Source organism: Calidithermus roseus, assembly GCF_003574095.1.
GTDB classification, from domain to species: Bacteria; Deinococcota; Deinococci; order Deinococcales; family Thermaceae; genus Calidithermus; species Calidithermus roseus.
The window spans coordinates 15,989-28,305 of record NZ_QWLA01000050.1 but is presented as its reverse complement, the minus strand read 5'-3'; the positions used below and the strand labels follow the sequence as shown (position 1 = coordinate 28,305).

Annotated in this window: 13 protein-coding genes; 10 read left to right on the top strand and 3 right to left on the bottom strand. The window is 63.9% G+C overall.

Annotated elements, in window-relative coordinates; all coding sequences use genetic code 11:
* Window positions 1-195 precede the first annotated feature (195 nt).
* Genes Mrose_RS12450 through Mrose_RS12440 form a run of 3 tightly spaced genes read left to right on the top strand, consistent with a single transcriptional unit; the run spans window position 196 to window position 3,065 of the window.
* Window positions 196-1,761 (top strand): acyl-CoA carboxylase subunit beta, encoded by a 1,566-nt coding sequence (locus Mrose_RS12450; RefSeq protein WP_119278717.1) that lies wholly within the window; start codon window positions 196-198, stop codon window positions 1,759-1,761.
* 10 nt (window positions 1,762-1,771) lie between these two features.
* The gene (locus Mrose_RS12445; protein ID WP_119278715.1) at window positions 1,772-2,392 is read left to right on the top strand and encodes a histidine phosphatase family protein; all 621 of its coding nucleotides are present in this window, start codon (window positions 1,772-1,774) and stop codon (window positions 2,390-2,392) included.
* Entirely contained in the window at window positions 2,385-3,065 is a 681-nt protein-coding gene (locus tag Mrose_RS12440) for a uracil-DNA glycosylase (RefSeq protein ID WP_119278713.1), read from the top strand. Before Mrose_RS12445 ends, Mrose_RS12440 begins: the two co-directional genes overlap by 8 nt.
* A 208-nt stretch (window positions 3,066-3,273) precedes the next feature.
* On the opposite strand, the gene Mrose_RS12435 is transcribed toward Mrose_RS12440, so the two are convergent.
* Window positions 3,274-4,260: a LysM peptidoglycan-binding domain-containing M23 family metallopeptidase gene (locus tag Mrose_RS12435; RefSeq protein ID WP_119278711.1), complete on the bottom strand. Its 987-nt coding sequence runs from the start codon at window positions 4,258-4,260 to the stop codon at window positions 3,274-3,276.
* 118 nt (window positions 4,261-4,378) lie between these two features.
* Here Mrose_RS12435 and aroQ point away from each other — a divergent pair, with 118 nt between their 5' ends.
* The 7 genes from aroQ (at window position 4,379) to Mrose_RS12400 (ending at window position 11,226) form a co-directional block, all read left to right on the top strand.
* Complete coding sequence (gene aroQ, locus Mrose_RS12430) at window positions 4,379-4,822, top strand: type II 3-dehydroquinate dehydratase (protein ID WP_119278709.1); 444 nt, start codon at window positions 4,379-4,381, stop codon at window positions 4,820-4,822.
* Between the two features lie 115 nt (window positions 4,823-4,937).
* Complete coding sequence (locus Mrose_RS12425) at window positions 4,938-6,146, top strand: DUF1800 domain-containing protein (protein ID WP_119278707.1); 1,209 nt, start codon at window positions 4,938-4,940, stop codon at window positions 6,144-6,146.
* Between the two features lie 13 nt (window positions 6,147-6,159).
* The gene (locus tag Mrose_RS12420; protein ID WP_119278705.1) at window positions 6,160-7,332 is read left to right on the top strand and encodes a DUF1501 domain-containing protein; all 1,173 of its coding nucleotides are present in this window, start codon (window positions 6,160-6,162) and stop codon (window positions 7,330-7,332) included.
* A gap of 324 nt (window positions 7,333-7,656) precedes the next feature.
* Window positions 7,657-8,133, top strand: a complete 477-nt coding sequence (locus Mrose_RS12415) for a GspH/FimT family pseudopilin (RefSeq protein WP_119278703.1) — start codon at window positions 7,657-7,659, stop codon at window positions 8,131-8,133.
* Window positions 8,130-8,780, top strand: a complete 651-nt coding sequence (locus Mrose_RS12410) for a prepilin-type N-terminal cleavage/methylation domain-containing protein (protein WP_119278701.1) — start codon at window positions 8,130-8,132, stop codon at window positions 8,778-8,780. The genes Mrose_RS12415 and Mrose_RS12410 overlap by 4 nt, the downstream gene beginning before the upstream one ends.
* Window positions 8,777-9,487 carry a prepilin-type N-terminal cleavage/methylation domain-containing protein gene (locus Mrose_RS12405; RefSeq protein ID WP_119278700.1) on the top strand — a complete coding sequence of 237 codons (711 nt, stop codon included), beginning with the start codon at window positions 8,777-8,779 and terminating at the stop codon, window positions 9,485-9,487. The genes Mrose_RS12410 and Mrose_RS12405 overlap by 4 nt, the downstream gene beginning before the upstream one ends.
* Window positions 9,488-9,495: 8 nt before the next feature.
* A complete protein-coding gene (locus tag Mrose_RS12400; RefSeq protein WP_119278698.1) occupies window positions 9,496-11,226 on the top strand; it encodes a competence protein ComZ in 1,731 nt (576 codons plus the stop codon).
* A gap of 51 nt (window positions 11,227-11,277) precedes the next feature.
* Here Mrose_RS12400 and acpP read toward each other — a convergent pair whose 3' ends face one another.
* Both acpP and fabG read right to left on the bottom strand, forming a co-directional pair.
* The gene (acpP, locus tag Mrose_RS12395) at window positions 11,278-11,508 is read right to left on the bottom strand and encodes an acyl carrier protein (RefSeq protein WP_119278696.1); all 231 of its coding nucleotides are present in this window, start codon (window positions 11,506-11,508) and stop codon (window positions 11,278-11,280) included.
* A 65-nt stretch (window positions 11,509-11,573) separates the two neighbouring features.
* On the bottom strand, window positions 11,574-12,311 hold the full coding sequence (gene fabG, locus Mrose_RS12390; protein ID WP_119278721.1) for a 3-oxoacyl-[acyl-carrier-protein] reductase: 738 nt from the start codon (window positions 12,309-12,311) through the stop codon (window positions 11,574-11,576).
* Window positions 12,312-12,317 lie beyond the last annotated feature (6 nt).

Below are 12,317 nucleotides of genomic sequence, written 5' to 3'. Positions count from 1 at the left end.
CAGGTTGAAGTAGGTGATCAGCCCGCCCAAGGCCACCACCAGGGCGATCAACAAGCCGCCGCGGCTGGGGGGCCGGGGCTTGGCGGGTTTTCTGGTGGGCTTGCGGGGCATCGGCCTCATTCAACACCAAAACCCCTCGAGTTGCATCCGTGTGGGGACAAAGCCCGGTTCGGCTTTGGGTATGATGCCTTCACTATGGCAGACAACACCAGGGCGCTGATGGAGGAACTCCTGGCCGAGATGGAGGAACGCCGCAAGGCGGTGGAGCTGGGAGGTGGCCCGGAGCGCATCAGGAAGCAGCACGAAGGCGGGAAGATGACCGCCCGCGAGCGCATCGACTACCTGCTCGACGAGGGCAGCTTCGTCGAACTCATGCCTTTCGCCGAGCACCTCGAGACCGGGCTCATGGCGGGGGTGGAGGCTCCGGCGGACGGGGTGGTCACCGGCTACGGCAAGATCGCCGGTCGCACGGTGTTCGTCTTCAGCCAGGACTTCACCGTCCTGGGCGGTTCCCTGGGCAAGACCCATGGGCAGAAGATCGCCCGCACCATGGACATGGCGGTCAAGGTGGGAGCGCCCATCATCGGGCTCAACGACTCGGCGGGAGCCCGCATCCAGGAGGGCGTGGACTCGCTGTCGGGCTACGGCGAGGTCTTTTACCGCAACGCCATCTACTCCGGGGTGGTGCCGCAGATTTCGGCCATCTTGGGGCCCTGCGCGGGCGGTGCGGTCTACAGCCCGGCTCTGACCGACTTCGTGCTCATGAGCAAGGGTACGAGCTACATGTTCATCACCGGGCCGGAGGTCATCAAGAGCGTGACCCGCGAGGAGGTGAGCTTCGAGCAACTCGGCGGCTCGGAGGTCCACACCGCCCGAAGCGGCGTGGCCCACCTCGAGGCCGAGGGCGACGAGGCGGTGCTGGACCTGATCAAGCAGCTGCTCTCCTACCTGCCGCAGAATGCCAAAGAGCGGCCCCCCCTCGTGCCCAATGGCGATCCCATCGATCGGCAGACGCCCGAGCTGCTCGAGATGGTCAACCCCGACCCCAAGAAGCCCTACAACATGCACGAGGTCATCAAGACCCTGCTCGACGGCGGGGAATTCCTCGAGATCCAGCCCGCTTATGCCAAGAACATGATCACCGGCTTCGGGCGGCTGGGCGGGCAGAGCGTGGGCGTCGTGGCCAACAACCCGCGCTTCATGGCCGGCGCCCTCGACATCAACGCCTCCGACAAGGCCGCCCGCTTCATCCGCACCTGCGATTGCTTCAACGTGCCCATCCTCACCCTCGTCGACGTCACCGGCTTCCTGCCGGGCGTGGGCCAGGAGCACCAGGGCATCATCCGCCACGGCGCCAAGATGCTCTACGCCTACGCCGAGGCCACGGTCCCCAAGATTACGCTCATCACCCGCAAGTCCTACGGCGGGGCCTACCTGGCGATGAACTCCAAGGACATGGGCGCCGACGTGGTGCTGGCCTGGCCCACCGGCGCGGTGGCCGTGATGGGCGCCGAGGGGGCGGCCAACATCATCTACCGCAGGCAGATCCAGTCCTCCCCCGACCCCGCCGCCACCCGCGCCGCCAAGATCGAGGAGTACAAGAAGGCCTTCGACAACCCCTACGTGGCCGCCGGACGGGGCTACATCGACGACGTGATCGACCCTGCCGACACCCGCCGCCTGCTGGCGCTGCACCTCGAGATGCTCACCACCAAGCAGGAGGAGCGGCCCTACAAGAAGCACGGCAACATCCCGCTCTAGGCGTTCTCCTATGGATTCCATCCGAATCACCCTCCTGCGCCACGGGCGCTCCCATGCCGACGACGAGAGGGTTCACGAAGGCCGCTACGACTCGCCTCTGACCGAGGTGGGCCTCGAGCAGGCCCGGCGACGGCTGGAGGACTTCCGCGCCAAGGGCTTTCACTTTGACTGCGTGGTCACCAGCCCGCTCCAGCGGGCCCGGACCGTGGCCGAGTTGATGGGGGAGGGGCTCGAGGCGCCGGTGGAGCTCGACCCGGACTGGATGGAGGTGGACAATGGTCTCCTGGTGGGACTTTCCTTCGAGGAGGCGGCCAAACGCTTCCCCAAACCTGACCTTCGCGGGCTGTACCAGCGATACCACCAGGGCGAGAGTGTGCTGGACGTGCACCTACGTGCCGCCAGGGCGGTCCAAGCTCTTCTCCACCGGGGGGAGGGCCAATATTTGGTAGTGGCTCACGGGGGTATCCTGAACGCGGCCATGCGCTCCATGCTGGGCATCCCGCCTATGCCGGGGGACATGGGTACTTTCTTCGCTTTTGCCGACCTGGGTTATGCCGTGCTGGAGTACGAGCCCAAGCGGCATAGATGGTGGGTCCTTCACTTCACCATGGGGTTCAACACCCATGTCTGACCTGGAGACAGTACAGGCTGAAATCACGGCCTGCCGCCGCTGTCCACGCTTGGTGGAATGGCGCGAGTGGGTAGGGCGGGAAAAGCGCGCGGCCTACCGCAAGTGGGAGTACTGGGCCAGGCCTGTCCCCGGCTTTGGCGACCCTGACGCAAAAATCCTGATCTTCGGCCTGGCCCCCGGCGCCCACGGCTCCAACCGCACCGGGCGACCCTTCACCGGCGACGCCTCGGGGGATTTTCTCTACCCTGCGCTCTACCGGGCCGGGCTCGCCAACCAGCCCCTCTCCCGCCACCGGGGGGATGGCCTCGAGCTGCGCGGCGTCTACATCACCGCCGCGGTGCGCTGTGCCCCACCCGCCAACAAGCCCCTGCCCGAGGAAATCCGCAACTGTTCGAGCTGGACCGACCTCGAGCTGTCGCTCTTGCGGCAGGTGCGGGTCTACCTGGCGCTGGGCCGCATCGCTCACGACGCGCTGCTGGAGCATCACGGCCTGCGCAAGGGGGCCTACCCCTTCGCCCATGGCTGCGAGCACGACCTTGGCAGCCGGGTGCTCCTGAGCAGCTACCACGTCTCGCGCCAGAACACCAACACCGGCAAGCTCACCGCGCCCATGTTCGACGCGGTGCTCGAGCGCGCTAAGGCACTGGCCGGGCTCAGCAGCGAGAAGGGATGAGCCGTCAGCGGGGGGCTTGTGACTCGTGGTTTGCCCCTCCCCGTCCCTCCCCGCGCGCGGGGGAGGGTTTATCCCCCCAGCCCCCTTGCTAAGGGGGGTAAAGAAAAGGCGTCTAGCGCTTTGCGTCTCGCGTACGACGTAGGACGTACGACCCGCGCCCAGCGCCCGGCTATCGGCTATCAGCCATCGGCGTCCAGCTATCACCCCATCATGGCGCCCGCACCAGCCAGGCTGCCGGGTCGGTGGGAACCCCATGGACCCGCACCTCGAAGTGCAGGTGGGGGCCGGTGGAGAGCCCACTCGAGCCCACGTAGCCGATGAGATCGCCGGTTCTGACCTGCTGTCCCGGTTTGACCGCGATCCTCGAGAGGTGCCAGTAACCGCTGCACACCCCCAGCCCGTGCTGCAACACGATGGCGTTGCCTCGCACGAACAGCGCCTCGGCCAGGCCCACCACGCCGGGAGCCGGGGCGAAGACCGGGGTTCCGGTGGGGGCTCCGTAGTCCAGGCCCTCGTGGTAGCTGCGGTAGGGGCCGCCATTGTAGCTGCGGCGGATGCCGAAGATGGTGGTGATGCGATTGGATTCGACGGGCTTTCTCCAGCTGCCCCGCCAGAGCTGGGTGCTGGGGCCACTCTTGCACAGATCGGTCAGGCGGGCCAGCTCGGCGGCGACCTTCTCCGGCTGGAGCAAAGCAGCGGTGTCCGGCGAGAGGGTGAGGGCCTGGCGGCCCTTTTCGACCGCCCGCACCGACAGCTTGGCCGAGTAGCTCGAGCCCGCGGCGTCGAAGGAGATGGTGTAGACCCCCGCCGCCTGGAGCCGGGGAATGGCGATGAGCAGGCTGTCGCCCTGCGGCGCGTAGCGCTGGTTGAGAAAGCGTACCGTCACCTCCGCCTCGCTGTGCACGCGCACCCGGAAGGTCTGCCCCTGGCTGGCCTCGCGCGGCAGCTCGAGCGTGCCGAAGGGCGCGCTGAGCCGCTGGAGCGCGGGAGCTTGGGGCTGGCCATCGACCTTGAGCACCTGCCCCACCGCGATCTTGCTGGGGTCCTCGAGGCTGTTGAGCACCTGCAAAGCCTCGACGGTGGTGCCGAAGCGCCTGGCGATGGAGTACAGCGTGTCGCCCGGCTGCACGGTATAGGTGCTCTGGGCCAGAACCAGCCCGAGTGCGAGTGTGAGAGCCATCCAGGAGCGCTTCATCGGGTCCATGCTATCGAAACCGCTTGTTGGCTACTAGCGGTAAGCTATCGACCTAACGCCCCCACCCCTGGCACCCCGCCCTTCTCGCCCGTTAGATTGGGATTAAAGGGGAGATCCTATGATCCTGGTGTTGAACGGGCCAAACCTCAACATGCTGGGCACCCGCGAGCCCGAGGTGTACGGGCGCATGACGCTGGAGGAACTCGAGGAGCTGTGCCAGAGCTGGGGGGCTGAGCTGGGGCTGGAGGTGGTGTGCCGCCAGTCGAACTTCGAGGGACAGATCATCGAGTGGATCCAGCAGGCCCAGGGTGAGGGCTACGAGGCCATCGTGCTCAACCCCGGAGCCCTGACCCACTATTCCATCGCCGTTTTGGACGCGATCCGTGCCCAGAGCCTGCCGGTGGTGGAGGTGCACCTCTCCAACATCCACGCCCGCGAGGAATACCGCCGCCACTCCCTCACGGCTGCCGCCGCCAAGGGGCTGGTGAGCGGCTTCGGGGCGCTGTCGTACAAGCTGGCCCTGGCCTACCTGGCCGATGCCCTCGAGGTCACCCCACGCTGAGCTTGATGGCTATACTCAACCTCTACGGGGGGCCCCGCCAAAAGACAAACACATCTGAAGCAGCTTAAGCCTCGTTTCAGGCACCCATCTTAGCCTCGAGACGAGGAGGGAAGACATGCCTGTTCGCTTTGGCTACAGCGAGGCCACCCACCTGCTGCGCCGGGCTGCGGCCAGGGGGCGCAAGGAGGAGGCTCAGAAGCTGGCAGAGATGGGCCTCGAGGCCGCCGTGGACTCGCTGCTGCGCGATCCGGTTCCAGCTCCGGCCTATACCACCAGCTTCACCCGCAATGAGCGGGGACCGCAACTTCAGCAGATCACGCGGCTGTGGCTCTCCCACTGGCTCACCACCCCCACCCCGGCTGCCGAGCGGCTGGCGCTGTTTTGGCAGGGGCACCTCACCTCGGAGTACCGCGAGACCAGAGGGGCCCAGGGCATCGACTTTTACAACCAGCTCGCCACCTTCCGCACCCTGGGCTACGGCCCCTACGGCCAGTTGCTGCGGGCCATCGCCAAAGACCCGGTGATGCTGCTCTACCTCAACAATGCGGAAAGCCGCAAGGAGCACCCCAATGAGAACTGGGCCCGCGAGCTGATGGAGCTCTACACCATCGGCCCTGGCAATTACACCGAGCATGATGTCCAGGAGGCTGCTCGAGCCTTCACCGGCTGGACGGTGCGGCTCAAAGGCAACCAGCGACCCAGGGAAGCGCCTGCCACGGTGCCTTTCGAATTTGTCTTCCGCCCGCAATGGCACGATCCCGGCCCCAAGATCTTCATGGGCCGCAGCATCCGGAGTGGCGACGACGTGCTGGACATCCTCATCGCCCATCCCCAGACCTACCGCTTCGTAGGACGCAAGCTGCTGGCTTTCTACCTCACCCCCGAGCCCCCGCAGGCCCTGGTGGAGGAGGGGGCCAGGGTCTTGCGCGATGGCGGTACTCGCGAGCTGCTGCGCTGGCTCTTCACCCGCGAGGAGTTCTACGCCCCGCAGTACCGCAACACCATCGTCAAGAGCCCCATCGAGTACGTGGTGGGCCTGCTCTACGCCGCCCACCAGACCGAGCCCATCCTGGGCAAAGACGACGAGAAGGCCATGGGACGCACCCTCGCCGCCTTCGCCGCCATGGGCCAGGTCCCCTTCGATCCACCCAACGTCAAGGGCTGGGATGGGGGCATGAGCTGGCTGGCTGAGTCCCACTTCCTGGCCCGGCTCAACCTCATCGGGGCCCTGGCGGGCAAGGAAAAGGGGATAGACCTCGAGGTCTTCATGGACGGTGCCAGCGGCCCGCTGTCGCTGGTCAAGCCCGAGGCTCAGTTGCTGTGAGTGGAGGAAATGCATGGATCGCCGCGACTTCATCAAAAAATCGCTGCTGGCGCTGGCGCTGGGGCAAGGGGCCCCCTCCCTGCTCTCGCGCAGCGCGTTGGCGGCGCGCTCTAAGGACAAGATCCTGGTGGTGGTCAACCTCTTCGGGGGCAACGACCAGCTCAACACCCTCGTGCCCTTCCGCAATGAGCTGTACTACCGCAAGCGGCCCAACATCGCCGTCAAGCGCGAGGAAGTGCTCGACCTGGGGGCCAGGGGCGAGAAGCTCGGCCTGCACCCGCAACTGCGCCCGCTGATGAGCCTGTGGGAAAGTGGCGAGCTGGCCCTGCTGCCCCAGGTGGGCTACCCCAACCCCAACCGCAGCCACTTCATCTCCACCTCCATCTGGCACACCGCCGACCCCACCCGCAAGCAGGAGCACGGCTGGCTGGGCCGCTGGGGCGACTTGCAGGACGACCCCTTCTGCGACACCTTCCTCGGCGGGGCTTCGCCCCAAGCCCTTCAGGGCGACTTGCGCACTGCCCCGGCCATCTCCAGCATCGAAACCTTCAGCATCCGGCTGCCCAGGGGATTCGAGGAGGAGTTCAATCGCGAGATCCGGCAGACCCGCAGCGGCACTGCCGAGGAGGTACGGCGAGCCATGCTGAGCCTGCGGGGGGCGCTCGACAAGATCGGACAGTTGCGCGAGGTGAAGAACAGGGTGGCCTACCCCGATAACGGCTTCGGCAAGAGCATGGCCGACGTGGCCCGCATGATCGCCGGAGGGCTGGGCTCTTCGGTTTACTACACCACCCTCGGTGGCTGGGATACCCACGCCGCGCAACCGCCTCGCCAGGCCGAATTGCTGGGCTACCTGGCCCAGACCCTGGCCGCCTTCCGCCAGGACATGCGCGCAATCGGGCGCGACAAGGACGTGATGGTGATGGTCTTCAGCGAGTTTGGCCGCCGGGTCGAGGAGAACGCCTCCTATGGTACCGACCACGGCAAGGGCGGCTTGATGCTGGTGCTGGGGGGCGCCATCAGGGGCGGACTGTACGGGGGCGAGCCCGACTTGGAAGACCTCGACGACGGCGACCTGAAGTACCGCACCGACTTCCGCAACGTCTACGCCTCGGCCCTGAGCTGGATCCAGGCCGACCCCCGCGCCGTGCTGATGGGCGATTTCAAGCCCTTGCCGCTGTTCTGAGTTTGAGAGCCCCACCAACAAAACACCCTAACACCCCCAACAGGGGGTGTGGGTTTTTGCGACTCCACAGGCCATTCCATTACGTGCTCTCATGCGGAATTTACCACCACTTAGCCCTACTAAGAAGGGCATTCCTCCGAGTGGTCGAAAAAACCGCAGATTAACTCCCGAATATAGGTTAGCTTAATGTTACGCAAAAGCGTTGCTTTTTTCCCGAAAACGCACCGCAATTTAGGGCAGAAATATTGATCTGAACGAAGTTTTTACGCCTTGATACATTTGGGCGTGCCGCGAAGCCAAAAGTGGTGTAGGGTCGTAAACAAGATGAGCAAGTCGCGCCAGGGTTTTACCCTTATCGAGGCTCTTATCGTCCTCGCGATTCTGGGGATACTCCTCAGTCTGATGGCTGGGTCGCTGCGATCGGATCGGATCGCGGTCAATCAGGCTGCCCAGGGGTTAGCCGCCAACGTCACCCGCGCCAGGCTCGAGGCCATCAAGAACAACACCTACGCCGGATTGAGCGTCAATACCTCGCAGAAATCCTATATGGTTTGGGTGGATACCAACGGCAACGCGGCCTTCGACCCTGGCACCGACCGGGTGTTGCAGCAAGTTGTCCTGGGCCAAGGGGAGTTGGCCCAAGTCACCATGGGCTCGGGCACCACCCTCACCGGCATCGTGTTTGACTCGAGGGGCATCCCGCAGGACCAGCTCGGAGGAACGGTGGTGCTTACGAACCAGTCGAACACCCACAGCAAGACAATAGCGGTCAACACCCAGGGGAGGGCGAGCATCCAATGAGGAAGACCCAGGGCATCACCCTCGTTGAACTCCTGATCGCTCTGGCCATTCTGGCCATCGCCTTCACTGCCTTGTTGTTCAGCCAGCTTTCCAACCTGCGGGCCAGCGCTCAAACCCGTTACGCCAGCGAGACCAAGGCGGCAGCCACCAGGGTTCTGGAGGCCCTGCAAGCCGAGGTGACCAAGACGGTAGAAGTATCCAGCACCACCGCCACCTACTACGATGCGACGGTCACCTTTGGCTCTACGACCAAATACATCAGCTATCTGTTCCTCGACTACTACTACCGCTGCCCCAGCACCGTAACACCGACCAGTCCGGGCACCCGAACCAACCTGCGTCCGCTGTCGGACTTGACTTATGGCAACAGCAGCGGGGGTGTTGCCTGCGCCGGAGGCAAGACCAACCTTCCTGCTGCGCTACAAAACAGCCTGGGCAGTTCAATCTCCAGCGTCGATTGGAGGATCGTCGGCGAAGCTGGGATCACTGGGGAAGGGGTGGTTTCCATCACCGTCTCGGCTCAGCACCTGCGCGGTCCACGGATCACCCTGATCAACCGCATCACCTGCTATGACGTGTACCCCTCGCCTACTAGTGACGCGCCCATACCTTGCCCCACTCCAACCACGGCGGGAGGTGGCCGGTGAGCCGCAAGGGTTTTTCCATCATCGAACTGGTGGTGGCCCTGGCCGTGCTGACGGTGGTACTGGGTTTGGTGGTGGGCTACTTCGCTCGCAACGCCCAACTCACCAGGCGTACCCAGGCTGCCAATGAGGTGCAGGACAGGGTGCGCGCGGTCATGCAATTGGTGACGCAAGACCTGCAGCTCGCGGGCTCGAGCCGCTTCGTCAGTAGTACCGGGGCCGTATCGACGATACTGAACGCCTGTACGGTGGAGAATTGCCTGGTGGCCAGCGACGGGGGGGTGCGCGACACCTTTGGGGTAGCCTACGCCACCAGCTTGCGCCCCATTGGCACTGCTTGCCGTCAGGTGGTCTACAGCTTTTCAGGAGACACGCTTCAGCGCAAGGACGTGGGGGATGGCGACTGCTCCACCGATCCCACCACAGTCGCCGCGGTCCCTGTGGCCGATAACATCCTGGCCTTGGATATCCGCTACCGCTGCAGCAACGACAACCTACTCAACAACTACCCAGACCCCGCCAACTGCCCCGCCGGGAGTGCATACCCGCGTTCGGCAGTGGTTTCAGTGGTGGGCCGCTCGACCAACCAGGTGGGCAACGTCACCTCCACCACTTACCCAACAGTCTCCGGTAGCGTCACCTGCCCTGCCGGCTATGTCTGTTACGCGATGACCCAGGAAGTCCTGATGCCTAACCTCAAGGACCAGTAGGAGGACCTGTGAGACGAGACGGAATTGCCCTCATAACTACGCTGGCCATCCTGGTGGTGGTGGGAGTGCTGGCTTTTGGCACCTTCTTCACCACTCAGATTGAGCAGTGGACTGCCCGCAACGACAGCACCTCCACCCAGGCCAACTACGTGGCCCAGGCCGGGTTGCAGAAGTACAAGACCATCCTGTTCCAGAATTACCGCTGGGTGGAACAGGGCTCGACCTCATCCCCATCGGGAGGCAGCACGGTCTGTCGCAACAGCCTTGCCAACGGCATCGACTTCGACCGGGATGGTACACTTACCCCCTTCACCGGCGGCACGATGGGCCCGTTCACCGAGTCAGTGACCGACACCAGCGGAAGGGTGATTGGCCAGTACCGGGTGACCATCACCAGAGCCACCAATAACCCCCAGATCTACACCGTGACGTCGGTGGGAACCTCTGCCGGAGCTCGTTCTACTGTACAGGCGGTGTTTCAGATTGCCAACACCGGTTACCTAGACAACGCCATTTTTGCCGGGCAGGGACAGGCCAACAAGTTCATCAACGGGGGAGCCACCATCCGCGGCGGTATCTATATCGTAGGCGACCCGAACAATCCCAACCAGAAAGTAATCGAGAGCAATGGTAACTTCTCGCTCCTTAACCACTACAACATGAGCGATTACTCGGCGGTGTCTGGCCGGGTAGACTCGGCCAACCGGGTAGCCAATGACCTCTGTGCCAGCCTGCGGGTGCAGTACGGAAAGGTCGAAGTTGGCGGCAGCACGCTTATTGGTGAGCCGACCAACAAGGTCAAGGGAGTCTACGTGGGCAATGGAGCCTCGGATGTCAGCGGAAACGCCTCCGATGTATGCACCAGGACCAAAGGGATATGCACTGAGCAGGGGCCTGCCCCATTTGACATCGCTAACGCTCCCGGCTTCCCCACCTTGGGTAGCCGGGGCGAATGCAGCATTGCTGGCAACCCCACCCCCACCTGGCGGGACTGCATCCAGAATCAGTCCAGTACACCTGGAAGTGGGCTACGGATCGTGCGGGTAGCCGGCGTTACCACCCTTTCCTGGCCCGCCCTCTCGCCTAACCCGCTTACACCGCCGGCCGCCTGTTTGACCTTCCTGAACACCTCGTCGCTGACCTTCAACACCCAGAATGTGGACTGCTCTTATACCCTGCCCGATGGGCGCAAGGGGGGTTTTGTCTACAACGGCAGCTCGAGCCCAGCCGGGTTCACGGTCTATGGCAGCGTGGACTTCGAGGGCTTCAATCTCACCTTTAGCAAAGCCATCGACTACACTGCTCGGAGCTGGGTCAGTGTCAACGGCTCTTACACCCAGGTCAACACCGCTTCGCTGACCGTCATGAAAAACTCCACGGGTAGCGGTGGGGCACTCGACCTCGACAGCAATCTGCTGCCCAAAACCTCCGACGGTTTCTTCCCGCAGCACGTGTTGGGTCTGGTGGCTGAGGGGGATGTGTATCAGCGTGGCCAGTATGTGATGGCCCCCCTCTACTCCGGTGGCACCTTCCGTATCGTCAAGGATAACGTGCTCTTCGGCAGCGTGGTCGCCAACATGTTCTGTACCACTTCCGCTGGTAACCAGAGCAGCTGTGCTGCAGGACAGAAATCCGAAGTGGTCTACATCAACACTGGCGCTAACAAACCCTCGATCATGCGCCAGGTGGAGAGATCTACCATCCCGGTCTTTAAGATCCTCTCCTACGAGCGGCGCTAGCGAAAAAACTCGAGCCCCCACCTGCACGGGTGGGGGCTTTGGTTTTGGGGGTTACTGCTTGCTCTGGATGAAGCTGATCGCGTCCTGAACGGTGCGGATCTTCTCGGCTTCCTCGTCGGAGATCTCGAGCCCGAACTTGTCCTCCAAACCCATGATGAGCTCGACGGTGTCGAGGCTGTCGGCCCCCAGGTCTTCGATGAAGCGGGCCTCGGGGGTGATTTTTTCGGCTTCCACGCCGAGTTTTTCAACGATGACTTCTTTTACGGACTCGAGGATATCCATGGTTCAAACCCTCCGAAGGGGGATTCTACCACAAGGGTCGCTCAAGGCCGCTTGAGCTGAAGAGGTCAGTGCGGGGTCATGCCCCCGTCAACGCAGAGGGTTTGCCCGTTGATGTAAGCCGCATCGTCGGAGACCAGGAAGGCCACCGCCTTGGCCACCTCCTCGGGCTTGCCCAGGCGGCCCACGGGGATTTGCTTGAGGTACTCGGCCACCACACTCTCGGGCAGCTTGGCGGTCATGTCCGACTCGATGAAGCCCGGCGCGACGGCGTTGACGGTGATGCCGCGGGTGGCGTATTCCTTGGCCACCGACTTGGTGAAGCCGATCAGCCCGGCCTTGGCCGCGACGTAGTTGGCCTGGCCGGGGTTGCCCAGGATGCCCACCACGCTGCTGATGTTGACGATGCGGCCCCACTTGGCCCGCATCATGATCTTCACCGCCTCGCGCGTGGCGTGGAAGATGGCCGAGAGGTTGGTCTGAATCACTGCGTCCCAGTCCTCGTCCTTCATGCGGATGAGGAGGGTGTCGCGGGTGATCCCGGCGTTGTTGACCAGGATGTCCAACCCACCCAGCGCGGCGTTGGCCTCGCTGACGAGCCCAGCGGCGGCCTGGGGGGTGCCGAGGTCGGCTCCGATGACCACGGCCTGAGGAGAGCCCTTCGCGCGGGCCTCCTCGGCCACTGCCTCGGCGGCGTCCTTGCTGGCGGCGTAGTGGATGGCCAGGGCATGGCCCCTCGAGGCCAGCTCGAGTGCGATGGCCTTGCCGATGCCACGGGATGAACCGGTTACGAGTGCTTTACGCATGGAACC

Excerpts from the sequence above, each read along its gene's own strand:
- Mrose_RS12410 (WP_119278701.1), top strand. The coding sequence starts at position 8,130 with ATGAGGAAGACCCAGGGCATCACCCTCGTTGAACTCCTGATCGCTCTG.
- Mrose_RS12435 (WP_119278711.1), bottom strand. The coding sequence starts at position 4,260 with ATGAAGCGCTCCTGGATGGCTCTCACACTCGCACTCGGGCTGGTTCTG.
- fabG (WP_119278721.1), bottom strand. The coding sequence starts at position 12,311 with ATGCGTAAAGCACTCGTAACCGGTTCATCCCGTGGCATCGGCAAGGCC.
- Mrose_RS12445 (WP_119278715.1), top strand. The coding sequence starts at position 1,772 with ATGGATTCCATCCGAATCACCCTCCTGCGCCACGGGCGCTCCCATGCC.
- Mrose_RS12420 (WP_119278705.1), top strand. The coding sequence starts at position 6,160 with ATGGATCGCCGCGACTTCATCAAAAAATCGCTGCTGGCGCTGGCGCTG.
- Mrose_RS12450 (WP_119278717.1), top strand. The coding sequence starts at position 196 with ATGGCAGACAACACCAGGGCGCTGATGGAGGAACTCCTGGCCGAGATG.
- aroQ (WP_119278709.1), top strand. The coding sequence starts at position 4,379 with ATGATCCTGGTGTTGAACGGGCCAAACCTCAACATGCTGGGCACCCGC.
- Mrose_RS12425 (WP_119278707.1), top strand. The coding sequence starts at position 4,938 with ATGCCTGTTCGCTTTGGCTACAGCGAGGCCACCCACCTGCTGCGCCGG.
- Mrose_RS12440 (WP_119278713.1), top strand. The coding sequence starts at position 2,385 with ATGTCTGACCTGGAGACAGTACAGGCTGAAATCACGGCCTGCCGCCGC.
- acpP (WP_119278696.1), bottom strand. The coding sequence starts at position 11,508 with ATGGATATCCTCGAGTCCGTAAAAGAAGTCATCGTTGAAAAACTCGGC.
- Mrose_RS12415 (WP_119278703.1), top strand. The coding sequence starts at position 7,657 with ATGAGCAAGTCGCGCCAGGGTTTTACCCTTATCGAGGCTCTTATCGTC.